The 15,277-nt window shown below is 69.9% G+C and carries 17 protein-coding genes; 7 read left to right on the forward strand and 10 right to left on the reverse strand.

Features of this window, described 5'->3' with window-relative positions; translation table 11 throughout:
* The 3 genes from AC0L5F_RS15750 to AC0L5F_RS15760 all read right to left on the reverse strand — a co-directional run bounded on the left by AC0L5F_RS15750 (position 1) and on the right by AC0L5F_RS15760 (position 1,152).
* On the reverse strand, positions 1-375 hold the full coding sequence (locus AC0L5F_RS15750) for a VOC family protein (RefSeq protein WP_473314370.1): 375 nt from the start codon (positions 373-375) through the stop codon (positions 1-3).
* Between the two features lie 80 nt (positions 376-455).
* A complete protein-coding gene (locus AC0L5F_RS15755) occupies positions 456-896 on the reverse strand; it encodes a VOC family protein (RefSeq protein ID WP_473314371.1) in 441 nt (146 codons plus the stop codon).
* 31 nt (positions 897-927) lie between these two features.
* Positions 928-1,152: a PLD nuclease N-terminal domain-containing protein gene (locus AC0L5F_RS15760; protein ID WP_473314372.1), complete on the reverse strand. Its 225-nt coding sequence runs from the start codon at positions 1,150-1,152 to the stop codon at positions 928-930.
* Positions 1,153-1,247: 95 nt separating this feature from the next.
* Here AC0L5F_RS15760 and AC0L5F_RS15765 point away from each other — a divergent pair, with 95 nt between their 5' ends.
* A complete protein-coding gene (locus AC0L5F_RS15765; protein ID WP_473314373.1) occupies positions 1,248-1,973 on the forward strand; it encodes a sulfite exporter TauE/SafE family protein in 726 nt (241 codons plus the stop codon).
* A gap of 21 nt (positions 1,974-1,994) precedes the next feature.
* Here the strand turns inward: AC0L5F_RS15765 and AC0L5F_RS15770 are convergent, their stop codons facing one another.
* A complete protein-coding gene (locus tag AC0L5F_RS15770; RefSeq protein WP_473314374.1) occupies positions 1,995-3,149 on the reverse strand; it encodes a GNAT family N-acetyltransferase in 1,155 nt (384 codons plus the stop codon).
* Positions 3,150-3,203: 54 nt separating this feature from the next.
* On the opposite strand from AC0L5F_RS15770, the gene AC0L5F_RS15775 reads away from it, so the two are divergent.
* Complete coding sequence (locus AC0L5F_RS15775) at positions 3,204-4,385, forward strand: acyl-CoA dehydrogenase family protein (RefSeq protein ID WP_473314375.1); 1,182 nt, start codon at positions 3,204-3,206, stop codon at positions 4,383-4,385.
* A gap of 73 nt (positions 4,386-4,458) precedes the next feature.
* Here the strand turns inward: AC0L5F_RS15775 and AC0L5F_RS15780 are convergent, their stop codons facing one another.
* From AC0L5F_RS15780 to ileS, 4 genes are all read right to left on the reverse strand, one after another.
* On the reverse strand, positions 4,459-6,102 hold the full coding sequence (locus AC0L5F_RS15780) for an MFS transporter (protein ID WP_473314376.1): 1,644 nt from the start codon (positions 6,100-6,102) through the stop codon (positions 4,459-4,461).
* Positions 6,099-6,725 carry a TetR/AcrR family transcriptional regulator gene (locus AC0L5F_RS15785; protein ID WP_473314377.1) on the reverse strand — a complete coding sequence of 209 codons (627 nt, stop codon included), beginning with the start codon at positions 6,723-6,725 and terminating at the stop codon, positions 6,099-6,101. Before AC0L5F_RS15785 ends, AC0L5F_RS15780 begins: the two co-directional genes overlap by 4 nt.
* Positions 6,726-6,958: 233 nt before the next feature.
* On the reverse strand, positions 6,959-7,669 hold the full coding sequence (locus AC0L5F_RS15790) for a VOC family protein (protein WP_473314378.1): 711 nt from the start codon (positions 7,667-7,669) through the stop codon (positions 6,959-6,961).
* 3 nt (positions 7,670-7,672) lie between these two features.
* The gene (gene ileS, locus AC0L5F_RS15795; protein WP_473314379.1) at positions 7,673-10,999 is read right to left on the reverse strand and encodes an isoleucine--tRNA ligase; all 3,327 of its coding nucleotides are present in this window, start codon (positions 10,997-10,999) and stop codon (positions 7,673-7,675) included.
* 352 nt (positions 11,000-11,351) lie between these two features.
* Here ileS and AC0L5F_RS15800 point away from each other — a divergent pair, with 352 nt between their 5' ends.
* From AC0L5F_RS15800 to AC0L5F_RS15820, 5 genes are read left to right on the forward strand one after another with little or no spacing between them, the layout of a single operon-like run.
* Positions 11,352-11,615, forward strand: a complete 264-nt coding sequence (locus AC0L5F_RS15800) for a YchJ family protein (RefSeq protein ID WP_473314380.1) — start codon at positions 11,352-11,354, stop codon at positions 11,613-11,615.
* 17 nt (positions 11,616-11,632) lie between these two features.
* On the forward strand, positions 11,633-12,103 hold the full coding sequence (locus AC0L5F_RS15805; protein ID WP_473314381.1) for a PaaI family thioesterase: 471 nt from the start codon (positions 11,633-11,635) through the stop codon (positions 12,101-12,103).
* Entirely contained in the window at positions 12,096-12,581 is a 486-nt protein-coding gene (locus tag AC0L5F_RS15810; RefSeq protein ID WP_473314382.1) for a DinB family protein, read from the forward strand. Before AC0L5F_RS15805 ends, AC0L5F_RS15810 begins: the two co-directional genes overlap by 8 nt.
* A gap of 1 nt (position 12,582) precedes the next feature.
* Complete coding sequence (locus AC0L5F_RS15815; protein WP_473314383.1) at positions 12,583-12,846, forward strand: hypothetical protein; 264 nt, start codon at positions 12,583-12,585, stop codon at positions 12,844-12,846.
* Positions 12,847-12,877: 31 nt separating this feature from the next.
* Complete coding sequence (locus AC0L5F_RS15820; RefSeq protein WP_473314384.1) at positions 12,878-13,273, forward strand: YybH family protein; 396 nt, start codon at positions 12,878-12,880, stop codon at positions 13,271-13,273.
* 1 nt (position 13,274) lies between these two features.
* On the opposite strand, the gene AC0L5F_RS15825 is transcribed toward AC0L5F_RS15820, so the two are convergent.
* Together AC0L5F_RS15825 and AC0L5F_RS15830 are read right to left on the reverse strand one after the other, a co-directional pair.
* Positions 13,275-13,721: an SRPBCC family protein gene (locus tag AC0L5F_RS15825; RefSeq protein ID WP_473314385.1), complete on the reverse strand. Its 447-nt coding sequence runs from the start codon at positions 13,719-13,721 to the stop codon at positions 13,275-13,277.
* Between the two features lie 4 nt (positions 13,722-13,725).
* A complete protein-coding gene (locus AC0L5F_RS15830; RefSeq protein WP_473314386.1) occupies positions 13,726-15,246 on the reverse strand; it encodes an ATP-dependent DNA ligase in 1,521 nt (506 codons plus the stop codon).
* Between the last annotated feature and the right edge of the window lie 31 nt (positions 15,247-15,277).

A 15,277-nucleotide genomic window follows, 5' to 3' on the forward strand; every position in this document is an offset into this window, starting at 1 on the left:
TCAGATTCCTCCGGAGTGGTCGCGCTCGAACGCATCACCCTTGCGCCAGGCCATCTCCTGCAGCTCGAAGGAGTTGCCGTCGGGGTCCGAGAAGCTCGCGCCGCGGACCCCGCCGCCGAAGTCGTGGACGTCGCCGACCTCGACCCCGCGGCCGATCAGCTCGGCACGAGCCGCGTCGACGTCCTCGACCACGAGGTGCAGGCCCCGGATGCTGCCGGGCTCGCCGGCGTAGACGTCCAGGCCGGTGCCGAAGCCGATGGAACAGGCTGATCCCGGGGGCGTGACCTGCACGACGCGCACTCCGTCGACCGGCTGCACGTCGATGTCCTTGGAGAAGCCGAGAGCGTCGGTGAAGAAGGTGATCGACCGGTCCACGTCCGACACCGGGATGGGAACCAGCTCGAAGCTTCATCTGCATGGTGACGATCCTGCCACCACCAGGTGTCCTGTCCACGTCAGTCGAGGCAGAACTCGTTGCCCTCGGGATCCCGAAGGGTGATGAATCCGGCCTCCATGCGCCCGTCGGGCTCGACGCGGTACGCGAGCTCGGCACCGAGCGCCACGAGCCGATCGGCCTCGGCGGTCAGGGCTGCCATGCGGTCGTCGCCGGTCAGCCCCGGAGCAGCGCGCACGTCGAGGTGGACGCGATTCTTGGCGGCCTTGCCCTCGGGCACCTGCTGGAAGAAGATACGTGGACCCTCGCCGTCGACCGGGAGCAACGCCGACCGGCTGTTGCGCTCATCCTCCGGCACGCCCCACGCGGCCAGTGCTGCGTCCCACGAGTCGAACCCGTCCGGCGCAGGCTGCAGCTGGTATCCCAGCGCCTCGACCCAGAAGGCGGCGAGGGCTGACGGGTCGGCGCAGTCGAAGGTGATCTGGACGTCGCGAGAGGTCATGGTCCGATGATGGCGGCGACCACCGACAGATCTACCGACCGGTCGCGCGGCGCCCCAGCACGAGGTAGGCGACGGGCCCGACCGGCTGCACGAAGCAGGCGAGCCGCCAGGCCAGCTTGGGACCCCGCACGTCGCCGGCCTTGCGGCCCGACAGGTCGCGCAGTGCCACGGCGGTCAGGACGGCCTCGGCGGCTCCGGCGACGATCGCCAGCCGCTGCTGCGTCGGGTTGAGGTCGGACCAGGTCTTCTTCTGCATGTCCTCGACGGTACTCGTGGTGGCCTCGGAGCCCGTCGAGGAGCGAAGGGACGGGCGCGATCACGACGCGGGTGCGACGTGGCTACGCTGGCCCGGTGGCAGGAGTCGGGGTCGGAGCGCTGCTCGTCGTCGTGGTCGCGGTACTCGTCGGGGCGCTGACCCAGACCACCGTCGGTCTGGGTCTCGGACTCGTCTCGGCCCCCGTGCTGACCTTCGCCGCACCCGAGCTGGTGCCCGGCGTGATCATCATGCTGGCCATGACCCTCCCGATGCTCACGCTGCTGCGCGAGCACCGCGACATCGACTGGTACGGGATCGGATGGGCGATGCCGTGGCGGATCCTCGGTACGCTCGCCGGCGTCTGGATCATCACCCAGATCACGGCGCAGCACCTCCAGCTGATCGTCGGCAGCGTGGTGCTGCTGGCCGTGCTGCTCACCGTGCGGATGTTCGCGATCCCGATCAATCGAGGAACGCTGGGCGTGGGCGGATTCGTCAGCGGGCTGACCGGCACCGCGACGTCCATCGGCGGTCCGCCGCTGGCTCTGCTGTACCAGCACCGACCACCGCACCAGGTGCGCTCCACCATGGCCGTCTTCTTCGTCACCGGCTCGGCGATCAGCCTGAGCGGGCTGGGGGTCGCCGGCGAGCTCACGATGCAGGAGGTCCGGGTCGCTCTGCTGCTGGTGCCGGTGCTCGCGCTGGGGATGGTGCTGGGCACGGTGCTGCGATCACGGCTTCCGCTGACCGTCATGCGGCCGGCCCTGCTGACCGTCAGTGCGGCGTCGGCGCTGGCACTGATCGTGAAGGCGCTGGTCTGACGAGAGCGGCGGTTCTCGTCGTCAGAAGTAGTCGAGCACGTGGGGGTGGCGGCTGCCGAAGAGGAAGTCCCAGAACGGGTCGTGACTGGGGTCGCCGGTCAGGTGGCCGAGCCGTCGCAGCGACGCCGAACGCAGCGCGCCAGAGATCGTGAGGGCCAGACCGCCGGCGTCGAGCGCACGCGACGCCCCCACGTCGGCCTTCTCCACCTGCCCCTTGCCGGACGACACCGACAGCACGTGCCCGACGCCGCGCCACGCGAACGGCAGACCCAGCTCGAGCCCGTCGGGGTACGCGAGGCGTTCCAGCACGGCGATGTCGAGCACCGCCATCCCGTAGTCGCGGCGCAGCACCGTCTGCATCGACCCGGTGCGCACCAGGTGCATCCACTCGCTGCGGCCGCACGTACGCACCACGGTGGCCGGCGCGACCGAGTCGAACGAGGCGATGACGTTCATCAGGGAGGTCAGGCTCGCGACGTCGTCGGCCAGCAGGTCGTGCACGGTGATGGTGGCCTCGGCGCCGTACCCGGAGCCGCGGGACCACGACGCGTAGCCCGAGACGGTGCCGGGCGAGGACTCGGCGACGGTGTACCCGGTGACGGCCTTGAGGATCTCGTCGTCGGACTCCGGGAACGACGGTCCGGTACGGGTCAGGGGCCCGTTGTGGGCGGCCGCCCACCGCGTGTAGACCTCGCGGATCGCCGGCAGGTCCGCAGCGCTCGCTCGACGTGTCGGCACCAGGTCGCCGGGCACGGCCATCGCACGCGTCGGCACCCGGACGTCCTCCAGCGTCGCGACCGGCGCGTAGCCGAAGCGTCGGTAGATGCCTGGCGAGGTGGGGTACAGCGTGCTGATCAGGGCGCCGCGCTCACGGGCGCCCGCCAGCATCGTGTCGAACAACGGGGTGAGCAGGCCCCGGCCGCGGGCCTCGGCCTCCACGCTCACCGCTGCGATGCCCGCGGTCGGAACCGTCACGCCGCCGAACCACGTGTCGAACTCGCGGTCCACCGTCGACGCGACCAGCCGACCGTCCTCCTCGGCCACCCAGAAGCGGCGGCCGGACCGGTCGACCGGATTGACGTGCGGGCCGGTCTCCGTCCACTCGCCGAAGGCCTCGGTCAGCAGGCGGGTGATCTGCGCGTCGTCGTCGCGCTCGAGCGGTCGGAACACGGTCATGGGTCCATCGTGCCAAACCTGCCGGATCGGCCTGACCCGCCTAGGTTGGGCGGCATGGACCTGTCAGACACCCCGTTCTCGGACTTCCTCGGCTTCGAGCTGCTCATCCCCGACGAGGACCGCGAGCTGCTCAGTCGCGTCCGCTCGTTCATGACGCGCCAGGTGGAGCCGATCATCAACGACTACTGGACCCGCGCGGAGTTCCCCCACGAGATCATCGGCCCGATGTCCGAGCTGGGCATCGCCGGCCTCGCCTACGACGGGCCGGGCTGCCCGAACCGCGGTGGTCTGGTCAACGGCATGGTGGCGATGGAGATGGGGCGCATCGACCCGTCGATCGGCACCTTCATGGGCGTGCACGGCGGGCTGGCGATGGGCTCGATCGACTTGTGCGGTTCCGACGAGCAGAGAGAGCGCTGGCTCCCCGCGATGGCTCGCATGGATCTGATCGGGGCGTTCGGCCTCACCGAGCCGGACGTCGGTTCGGCGATCGCCGGAGGGCTGGCCACCAGCGCCCGTCGTGACGGGGACGAGTGGATCCTCGACGGCGAGAAGAAGTGGATCGGCAACGCCGCCTTCGCCGACCTGGTCGTCATCTGGGCGCGCGACGAGGCCGACGGTGAGGTCAAGGGCTTCGTGGTCGAGAAGGGCGCCGAGGGGATGACCTTCACCAAGCAGGAGGACAAGATCGCCCTGCGCGTGGTGCAGAACGCCGAGATCCACCTCGCGGGCGTCCGCGTGCCCGAGGCCAACCGGCTGCAGAGGGCCAGCTCGTTCGCCGACACCGCCCGCGTGCTGCAGGTGACCCGGATGGACGTGGCGTGGCAGGCCACCGGGTGCGCACGCGGCGCGTTCGAGCACGCGCTGCAGTACACGACCCACCGCGAGCAGTTCGGCAGGTCGATCGGCTCGTTCCAGTTGGTGCAGGACCTGCTGGTCAAGATGCTCAGCAACGTCACGGCGTCGATCGCGATGAACGTGCGCGCGTCGCAGCTGCAGGACGCCGGGGTGCTCAAGGACGAGCACGCGTCGTTGTGCAAGGTGCACAGCACGGTGAGGATGCGCGAGACCGTCGGCTGGGCCCGCGAGGTGCTCGGCGGCAACGGCATCCTGCTGGAGCACCACGTGGGTCGGTTCGTGGCCGACTCCGAGGCCATCTACTCCTACGAGGGCACCCGCGAGATCAACACGCTCATCGTCGGTCGCGCCATCACCGGCGAGGGCGCCTTCGTCTAGTCCCCAAATTCTGCGGGCCCAAGCACCGAATCCCCGAGGGGAAACGGTGCCTGGGCCCGCAAAATTCGGTGCTTCAGACCACGACGCCTTCGGGGGCGCCGTCCTCGACGAGCTCGTGGTGCTTGACCGTGAGCAGGATCCAGATGATCGCCGAGGCGGTCCAGATCATGAAGGCGCCGACCAGGAACGCGTGGGTGGCGCCGTCGGTGAACGACGCCTGACCCACCAGTGCCTGCAGGCGCTGGTCGAACCCGGCCGGGGCGGAACCTCCGCCCGACGGCAGCGAGGCCACGATGTCGCTGGCGCGTCCACGCGTGAAGTGCACGGCCACCGTGGACAGTCCGGCCAGCCCGATGGCGCCGCCGACCTGCTGCATCGTGTTGAGCACGCCCGATCCGATGCCGGAGTCCTCGCTCGGGATGCCGTGGACGGCCACGAGCGTCATGGTCACGAACACCAGACCCATGCCGAAGGCCATCAGCACGATGAACGGGGCGATCTGCGTCCAGTAGTTGACCGAGTCGCCGATCGCGCCGTTGCCGGTGGCGATCTGCACGAGGTTGCCCGGGGTGTCGTCGACCGAGATGCGCGAGAACCCGAACAGCGCGATGCCGGCCAGGAGCGTGCCCGTTCCGGCGAGATAGCGCGGGGCCATGCGGGCGATCAGCTTCGACGACGTGGTGGCGCCGGCGATGATGCCCACCGTGAACGGCAGGAACGCGAAGCCGGTGTGCAGGGGGCTGTAGCCGAGCACGTTCTGCACGAACAGCGACAGGAAGAAGAACATCGCGAACATCGCGGCCGGCGTGATCATCATCGAGGCGAACGCCACGGCGCGCGCCCGGTTGGCGAAGATGAACAACGGCAGGAGCGGGTTCTTGACCGTGTTCTCGATGACCACGAAGCCGACCAGCAGCACCGCTGCCAGGGCGAGCGTCACGATCGTCCAGGTGTCTCCCCATCCGTAGCGCTCGTCGCCGGCGCGGGAGAGGCCGTAGACCAGCGAGGCGATGCCGATGGTGCCGGACAGGGCTCCGGGCACGTCGAGCGCCGTGCGGCGCGGCTGGCTCTCGGGCAGGAAGCGCGGCGCGATGTACGCCGCGATCAGGCCGATCGGCACGTTGATGAGGAACGTCAGGCGCCATCCCTCGAGCCCGGTGATCTGCAGGCCGGTGAGCCAGCCGCCCAGGATCAGGCCGATGGCCGCACCGACGCCGGACAGCGCCGCGTACACGCTGAAGGCCCGGTTGCGCAGCGGCCCGGCGGGGAACGTCGTGGTGATCAGTGCCAGGGCAGCCGGGGCGGCCATGGCGGCGCCGACGCCCTGCAGGGCCCGCGAGCCCAGCAGCATGGCCTCGTTCTGCGCGAGTCCGCCGAGGGCGGAGGCGGCGGAGAACAGCACCAAGCCGGTCATGAAGATGCGGCGCCGTCCGTACAGGTCGGCGAGGCGTCCGCCCAGGAGCAGCAGGCCGCCGAAGGCCAGTGCGTACCCGGTGACGATCCACTGCAGGTTGTTCTGGGTGACGCCGAGGTCGCGCCCGATGTACGGCAGGGCGATGTTGGCGATCGTGCTGTCCAGCACGACCATCAGCTGCGCCATGCAGATGACGACGAGGGCCCAGCCGAGGCGGCGGGACGTCTCGGGTGCGAGGTCGTCGGGGTCGACCGGTTCGACGGCGTCGCCGCCGTCCATGGTGATGGGAGGTGCGTCGGTCATGAGGAGGCCTTCTGTGAGGAGGGGGTGTGGGAGAGGACGGCGGGGAGGATCACCTGGTCGATGACCTCGGTGATGGACTCGGGGGTGGGCTGCTTGCCGAGGATGAACTGGTTGTGCAGGACAATCCCGGACAGCGCCGGCACGACGACGTCGAGGTCGAGGTCGTCGCGGAGCTCGCCGCGCGCGGCGGCACGGACGAACAGCTCGCGGGTGCGGGCTGCCTTCGGCATGGCGAAACGGGTGCGAAATCCTTCGGCGAACTCAGGGTCGCGACCCAACGCGGTGATCATGCTGCCGAACACCGCGACCTGGCGGGAGTCGGCGAGCCCGCCGCGTCCGGTGCAGTGCGAGGCGATGAGGTCGTCGCGCAGGTTGCCGGTGTCGGGCAGCTCGCCGATGGGGCCCTTCTGGGCGAGAACGGCCTCGAGGACGAGACTCGCCTTGGACTCCCAGCGGCGGTACAGCGTGGCCTTGGATGCCTTGGCGGCCGAGGCCACCGCGTCCATCGTCAGGCGGTCGTAGCCGACGTCGACCAGCACGTCGAGCGTCGCGTCGAAGATCTCCTGCTCGCGATCGCCCTCCACCCGGGGCCGGGCGGCGGCTGCTGCTTCTGCGGGGGTCATGCGCGCTCCTGTGAAACATGGATGAAACGAAACGGTACCGTTCCATCAGACAGTACGGCAGCGTTTCATCCGTGCGCAAGTGGTGTCGCACAACGTGCGCGGTGATCTGTGCCACAACCAGGTGGGCGTGGGGTGACCGCCCGGTCATCGCAACGTAGCGAGACCCTCGGACAGTTCGAGCCGGCTGACTCGGCGGGCCGGCGGAGGGAGTGGTTGGTGCCGCTCCGCGTCGGTCAGGGCGCGACGGCGACGAGCTGGAACTCGTTGCCGTCGGGATCGGCGAGCGTGACCTCGGCCGGCGCTGCGCGCAGACGAGAAGCGCCAAGGGCGACGAGCCGCTCGACCTCGTCATCGATGTCGGCCGCAGGTGCGGCGAGATCGAGGCGTTGGCGCATGCGACCCGCGATCGGAGCGACCGGGGGACCGCCCCAGGCCACCTTGGTGCCACCGGCCGGGGACTGGATGGCGGTCTCGCCGTCGGTGTCCCAGACCAGCGGCCAGCCGAGCGCCTCGCTCCAGAAGAGGCCGACCGATCGCGTTCCGTCGCACGCGATCTCACCGAGCCGCCCGGTTCCGGCGAGATAGGAGTTGCCGGGCTCGATGACGCAGAACGGGTCGTCGCCGGGGTCGACGAGGACGACGTGGTCCTCCTCCGGCAGCTGGCCGACGTCGCGGTGCTGGGCGCCGAGGGCCAGGGCACGGTCGACGACGTGCTGCTGCGACGGTGCGTCGTCGCTGGTGACGTGCACGTGGATGCTGCGACCGCCGTCGGCACGAGGTGACGGGTCCTCGACGAAGCGCAGTCCCACCTGGGTGGCGTCCCCGGGCACGAGGAGCCCGCCGTCGTGGTCCTGCACGTCGCGCTCGAGCAGCGCTGCCCAGAACTCAGCCGTCGCGTGGGCGCCCGCCACGTCGAACGTCACTGCGACGAGCCGCACCGTCATCGATCAGGCCTTCGCCAGGGACACCACGGCGGACTCGCCGTCGGCGACCTCGACCGCGGTGCCATCGGCGACCTCGCCCACGGTCAGCGTCGCGAGCGTCTCACCGGCGATGAGGGCTGCGTGGGTGCTGGCCGCGGCCACCACGGCGTCGCTGCCGCCGATCGTGAGGGTGATCCGGTCCGACACGTCCAGTCCCGCGTCGCGGCGGGCCTGCTGCACGCCGCGCACGAGGTCGCGGGCCAGTCCCTCGGCGGCCAGCTCGGGGGTGACCTCGGTCGAGAGCGCCACGAAGCCGGACCCCGGCAGCAGCGCCACCTCGGCGCCCTCGGCCGACTCGGCGACCTGCTCGAGGGTGTACTCGCCGTCGACCAGCGCCAGTCCGCCCGCGGTCACCTGGCCATCGTCGGCGACCGACCAGTCGCCGGACTTCGAGCCCTTGATGGCGGTCTGCACGTCCTTGCCCAGGCGCGGGCCCGCCACGCGGGCATTGACGGTCAGCTTGCTGCTGAGGCCGAACGCCTGAGCCTCGTCCGAGGACAGGTCGACGAACCGCACCTGCTTGACGTTCAGCTCGCCGGCCACGATGGACGCGAACGGCTCCAGCGCGGAGGGATCGCCGACCGCCACGAGCAGCGACGCCAGCGGCAGTCGTGTGCGCAGGCCGGCGGCCTTGCGGATCGACGAACCGGTGGAGCAGATGTCGCGGACCTGGTCCATCGCCGACACCAGCGCATCGTCCGACGGCAAGGCCGCGGCGTCCGGCCAGTCGGTCAGGTGCACCGAGCGCTCGCCGGTGAGACCACGCCAGATCTCCTCGGTGGTCAGCGGCAGCAGGGGAGCGGCCACCCGGCAGACCGTCTCGAGCACCGTGAACAACGTGTCGAACGGCTGTCGGGTCTGCTCGTCGGCAGCAGAGCCGTCGGCCAGCCAGAACCGCTCGCGCGAGCGGCGGATGTACCAGTTGGTCAGCACGTCGAGGAACTCGCGCGTGGTCTCGCAGGCGTCGGCGACGGCGTAGGAGTCCATCTGGGTGGTCATGTCGTCGACGAACCGGCCGAGCTTGGCCAGGATGTAGCGGTCCATCGGATCGGTCAGATCCGCTCCGCCGTCGCTGATCGTGCGCGCCTCGAAGCCCCCTCCCGATGCAGCACCGCCCGCGAGGTTGGCGTACAGGCTGAAGAAGTACCAGCTGTTCCACAGCGGGATCATCACCTGGCGCACGCTGTCGCGAATGCCCTGCTCGGTGACGATCAGGTTGCCGCCGCGCAGGATGGGTGAGGCCATCAGGAACCACCTCATGGCGTCGGCGCCGTCACGGTCGAACACCTCGGACACGTCGGGGTAGTTGCGCAGCGACTTGCTCATCTTGTTGCCGTCCGAGCCGAGCACGATGCCGTGGCTGATGCACGCCTCGAACGCGGGCTTGTCGAACAGGGCGGTGGCCAGGATGTGCAGCGTGTAGAACCAGCCGCGGGTCTGGCCGATGTACTCCACGATGAAGTCGCCCGGGAAGTGGCCCTGCCCCGACGCGGCAGCGTCAGGTCCAGCACCGTTGGAGCCCTCGAACCACTCGGCGTTCTCGAACGGGTAGTGCACCTGGGCGTAGGGCATCGACCCGGAGTCGAACCACACGTCGAGCACGTCGGGCACGCGCCGCATCATGGACCGGCCCCCGTCGATCGGGCGCGGGTCGTCGGGGTTGGGGCGCACCAGCTCGTCGACGTACGGGCGGTGCAGGTCGGGCTCGGCGTCGCCCTGCTCGTTCAGGCGGGTCGGCACGCGACCGAAATCGCGCTCGATCTCCTCGAACGAGCCGTACACGTCGATGCGCGGGTAGGCGGGGTCGTCGCTCTTCCACACCGGCACGGGCGAGCCCCAGAACCGGTTGCGGGTGATGGACCAGTCGCGGGCGTTCTCCAGCCACTTGCCGAACTGGCCGTCCTTGATGTGCTCGGGCACCCACTCGATCTGCTGGTTCAGCTCCAGCATGCGTGCCTTGATGGCGGTGACCTCGACGAACCACGACGAGACGCCCTTGTAGATCAGGGGCTCGCGGCAGCGCCAGCAGTGCGGGTAGGAGTGGTCGTAGGTCTCGCGGCGCAGCAGCACCGTGCCGGGCGTGACCGAGCCGGTGCCGTTCTTGAGGTCGTCGATGATCTGCAGGTTGGCGTCGAACACGAGCATGCCCTCGTACTCGTCGACCGGCGTGGTGAAGCGGCCGTCCTTGCCCACAGGCATGACCGCCTCGATGTTCTCGCGGTCGGTCACCTCCTTGTCGACCTCGCCGAACGCCCCGGCGGTGTGCACCAGGCCGGTGCCGTCGGTGGTGGTGACGGCGTCGTCGGCGGCCACGACGCGGAACGCGTTCTCGCGGCCCTCGTAGTAGCTGAACGGCGGGGTGTACTGCAGGCCGAGCAGATCGATGCCCTTGCCCGACCAGACGATCTCGGGGGAGTCGCCGAGCTCGCGGGCGTAGGCGCCGAGTCGCGCCTCGGCGAGGATCAGGCGCTGGCCGGTCTCGTCCTGGACCATCACGTAGTCGATGTCGCTGCCGACCATGACCGCGAGGTTGCTCGGCAGGGTCCACGGGGTGGTGGTCCAGATCAGCAGCTTGGCGTCGCGGAACGGGCCCTCGTCGCTGATGGCGTATCCGACGGTGACGGCTGGGTCCTGGCGGTTCTGGTAGACGTCGTCGTCCATGCGCAGCTCGTGGTTCGACAGCGGCGTCTCGTCGTTCCAGCAGTAGGGCAGCACGCGGAAGCCCTCGTAGATCAGGCCCTTGTCGTACAGGCTCTTGAACGCCCAGATGACCGACTCCATGTAGTCGGGGTTCATGGTGCGGTAGTCGTTCTCGAAGTCGACCCAGCGGGCCTGGCGGGTCACGTAGTCACGCCACTCGCCGGTGTACTTCATGACCGATTCGCGGCACGCCGCGTTGAACGCGTCGATGCCCATCTCGACGATCTCGTCGGTGGTCTTGATGCCGTTGAGGCGCATGGCCTCCAGCTCGGCGGGCAGCCCGTGGGTGTCCCAGCCGAAGCGACGTTCGACGCGTCGGCCGCGCATGGTCTGGTAGCGCGGCACGACGTCCTTGACGTAGCCGGTGAGCAGGTGACCGTAGTGGGGCAGGCCGTTGGCGAACGGCGGGCCGTCGTAGAAGACGAACTCGTTCTCGCCGTTCGGTCCGGCGTCGCGCTGCTCGATGCTCGCGCGGAAGGTGTCGTCGGCAGCCCAAAAGTCGAGCACGCGCTCCTCGATCTCGGGGAAACGAGGGCTCGAGGGGACGGCGCTGGGGCCGGACTGGCCGGCCGGGGTGCGGGGGTACGTCATCTGGGCTCCTGCGTGCTCGTGCTCTCACACGAGGACGACGACCCTGGGCAGGGGAGCCGCGGTACCACCTCGATTGCTGGACCCGGGGGAACAGCCACTTCATGAAGGCGATGACGGGCCCACCCGTCCGGTTCTACTGGGAGACCTGCGTCTCTGTTCTTCCGGCTGCTCGCCGCTGATGACGGCTCGAACGCTGTGCTCTCATCGTACGGGAGCCGCGCGACCGCCGACACCACCAGTACCGTCGACGCCATGGCAAGCTTCTGACTGTCCGTGCGGCACGGGGCAGGACTTCGCCTCGTGCTGCGGACCGTTCCTGGACGGACACCCGGCGCCGACGGCCGAGCAGCTGATGCGGTCGCGCTACACCGCCTACGTCCGCCGCGACGAGAACCACCTCTTCCGCACCTGGCACCCGCGCACCCGGCCGGACCCGATCTCGCTGCCGGTGGACGCAGGCTGGTGTGGCCTGACGGTGCTCGTCACCCGCGACGGCGGTCCTGACGACGAGACCGGGGTCGTGGAGTTCGAGGCCCACCATCGGGAGGGGACGATGCACGAGGTCAGCCGGTTCGCCCGCCGCGCCGGTCGGTGGGTCTACGTCGACGGCGTCTGACGGTCTACCGTCGGATCGTGCCTCCCTTCTCCAGAGACCAGACCCCCGAGCAGCTGCGCGTCGGCATCAACTCCTGGCCCACCTTCGCCGCGCAGAAGATCGAGGTCACCTCGATCGCCGACGACTGGTCGCGCGCGGAGATCCGCCTGGACCTGACCGAGGAGAACTCCAACTACTTCGGCACCGCGTTCGGTGGCTCGCTGTTCAGCATGATCGACCCGTTCGTGGTCATCTTGCTGGCCAACCAGATGGGCGAGGAGTTCGCGGTGTGGGACAAGGTCGTCGAGATCGACTTCGTCCGTCCGGGCACCGGCCCGGTCACCGCGGTCGTCGAGATGCCCGCCGACGTCGTGGCCGAGATCCGCGAGGCGACGGCGGGCGGTGAGAAGCTGCTGCGCTGGTTCGAGGTGCCGTTGCTGGCCGAGGACGGCTCGGTCGTGGCCGTGCAGCGCCGTCAGGTCTACGTGCGTCGCCACCGCGATGCCTGACGGCGAGCGCGCCGTGCTGGTCGAGTACCTCCAGCACTTCCGCGACACGTTCGAGAAGCAGTGCGCCGACCTCGACGCCGAGCAGCTGGCCAGCCGATCGGTCCGGCCGTCGACGATGTCCCTGCTCGGGCTGCTGCGCCACCTCGCCTTCGTGGAGGAGCACTGGTGGCGCCGAGTGATGGATCGTCAGACCGACCTGCCGAGGCTCTGGGGCAAGGGCGAGCGCCCGGACGCCGACTTCGACGACGCGATCGCCGACGACGCGATGGTGGCCGAGGCGTGGGCGGCGTGGCGCGAGGGGGTCTCGTTCGGCCGCGCCTGGGTCGACTCCGCCGCGTCGATGGAGGTGACAGGGTTGGTGCACGGCCGGGAGATCAGCCTGCGCGAGGTCCTGGTGCACCTGATCGAGGAGTACGCCCGTCACTGCGGCCACGCCGACCTGCTGCGCGAGAGCATCGACGGACGGACGGGGATCTGAGGTGGCCGAGCCGACCGAGATCTTCGTGCCTGCTCCCGCAGCCCTGCCCATCGTGGAGGCGCGGATCGCCGCCGGGTGGCGGCTGATCGGTGTGGCCGGATTCCGGGTCGAGCGGGGCGACACCACACCGGACCCGGCGCTGGTGATCGACTTCGGTGCCGACGGCACGACGGATGTCGGTGCCGTCGGCGCGGCGCTGGCGGACTGGCCGGCTGCACCCGACCTGTTCGCCGAGGTCAGGTTCGCCCCGCGGGTGAACATCTGACGATGTCGGTGTCGTGGTGCAGAGTCGATGCATGAGCGACTTCGACGAGTACCTGACCGAGCGCATGGCCGCGTCCGACGTCTTCCTCGACGGTGACGCAGCGCCGTTGCACGAGGTGTCGGCCGACTCCGGCGACGCCAGCATCTTCGGACCCTCCGGCACCGTGGTGACCGGTGTCGAGGAGGTCAACGCCAACAACGCGGCCGGTGCAGCGCGGTTCGCCGGCAGCGATCGCAACGAGTTCGAGACGCTGTCGAGCGGCACCGACGGCAACCTCGCCTACTGGGTGGGCGTCCAGCGATCCGTGGTGCGCGTCGCGGGGCAGGACGAGCCGGTGCCCTTCGACCTGAGGTTGACCGAGCTGTACCGCCACGAGGACGGCCGGTGGAAGCTGTTCCACCGTCACGCGGACCCGCTGCGGGAGTGAGTCAGGTCAGCTGCTCGGCCAACGCCTTCAGGCGCGAGATCGAGGCCTGCAGGTTCTCGCTGGTGGTGCTGCGGGCCCGCTCCATGCGCGACTCGTCGGTCAGCCGGGTCCAGTCGTAGGTGTGGGTGACGCGGCAGCGGTCGTCGCCGATCGGCTCGATCTCCCAGCGCCACAGGTGGCCGGCCGGCGGCTCTCCGACGCTGCTCGGCTGCCAGGCGATCAGGCGCCCCTCATCGAGCTCGACCACGTGGTTCTCGCGCGTCTTGCCGCTGGTGTTCTGCATCGAGAAGACCTCGCCCACGGCCTGCACACGCGGTGAGGTGGAGGCCGAGAGGTTGTCGTTGCCGTCCCACTCAGGCTGACGGGCCGGGTCGGCGATCAGCTCGAAGACGGCGCTGGCGGGGGCGTCGATCTCGGCCGACGCCGAGACGATCATCTGCTGGCTCATGGCCTCATCCAAGCAGGCGCACGGTCTCCAGCGTGTCGGCCTCGGCAGCGGTCTTGTCGTCGCGGTACCTGACAACGCGCGCGAACCGCAGGGCGACGCCACCGGGATAGCGGGTGGACCGCTGCAATCCGTCGAAGGCGATCTCGACAACCTGCTCGGGTCGCACGTGCACGACGTGGTCGGTGCGCGAGGTCTCCAGCTCGAGGAACCGCTCGGTCTGCCACGCGAGCATCTCGTCGGTCATGCCCTTGAAGGTCTTGCCGAGCATCACGCCCTCACGCGTGCCGAGGTGGATGTTGGACAACCAGCCCTTGCGGCGGCCAGATCCCCACTCGACGGCGAGCACCACGAGGTCGAGGGTGTGCACCGGCTTGACCTTGACCCAGGCGGCCCCGCGGCGACCCGCGGCGTAGGGCGCGGCGAGATCCTTGACGACCACGCCCTCATGGCCGCGCTCGACGGCCTCACGGGCGAACGCCTCGGCGGCTTCCGGGTCGTCGGTGACGAGCCGCTCGATCCGGTGCTCTGCGGGCACGAGCGCGTCGAGGGCTGCCGTGCGCTCGGCGCCGGCGGAGTCGACCAGGTCGCGACCGTCCAGGTGCAGCAGGTCGAAGAAGAACGGCGTCACGTGCGCGCCGCCCCGGCCCGAAGGGTCAGCTCCAGCGCTGCCCTGGGCCGTGCGTGACGACGTCTCCTGGAACGGGCGAGGTCGGCCGTCGGGGTCGAGGGCGAGCACCTCGCCGTCGAGCACCACGTGGTCGGCGGGGAGCGCGCGGACGATCTCGACCACCTCGGGCAGGCGGTCGGTGATGTCGTCGAGGGATCGGGTGACCAGCACGACGTCGTCACCCTGCTTGTGGGCCTGGACGCGGATGCCGTCGAGCTTGGTGTCGATCGCGACCCGGCCGCCGATCTTGGTCATCGCCTCGGTGACACTGGGCGCTGACGAGGCGAGCATCGGCTGGACGGGTCGCCCGACCTCGAGCACGAACGAGGCCAGTGCAGGCTCGCCGCCGGTCAGGGCAGCAGGTGCGACCGCAACGGTGGAGCCGGCCATCATCGCGGCGCGACGCACGGCGGTGAGCGGGATCTCGGCCGCGAGCGCGAGGCCCTCCTGCACCAGTGAATCGAGGGCGCCCTGGCGGACCTCGCCGGTGACCAGGCCGCGCAGCCAGCCCTGCTCGTCGGCGGTCGCGCGGGAGAACAGGGTGATGACGGCGTCGGATCGTGCGGCCTGCGACCCGGGGCCGGCGAGCTCGGAGATGCGCTCGAACGCCTGGTGCACCTCGGCGACCGTGAGCGTGGGTGAGTCGGCAGGCGCCGGGAGCGTCTGCATCGAACGCCAGCCGAGCCCGGTGCGCCGTTGCCGCAACGACCCGGCCAGGTACGCGGTGACGGTGGCGATCTCCTCGGGGTCGCTGGTGTCGAGCCGTGAGAAGAGGGCTGCGAGCGCCGTGGCCTTGGCCTTGCGCGACCGTGTGGCGGCGACCTCGGTGGAGGTGGCCACGAGGTCTGCGAGCAACATCTGCCCATCGTGGCCGACCGCTATGACATGT

Source organism: Aeromicrobium sp. 10G20-16, assembly GCF_055809665.1.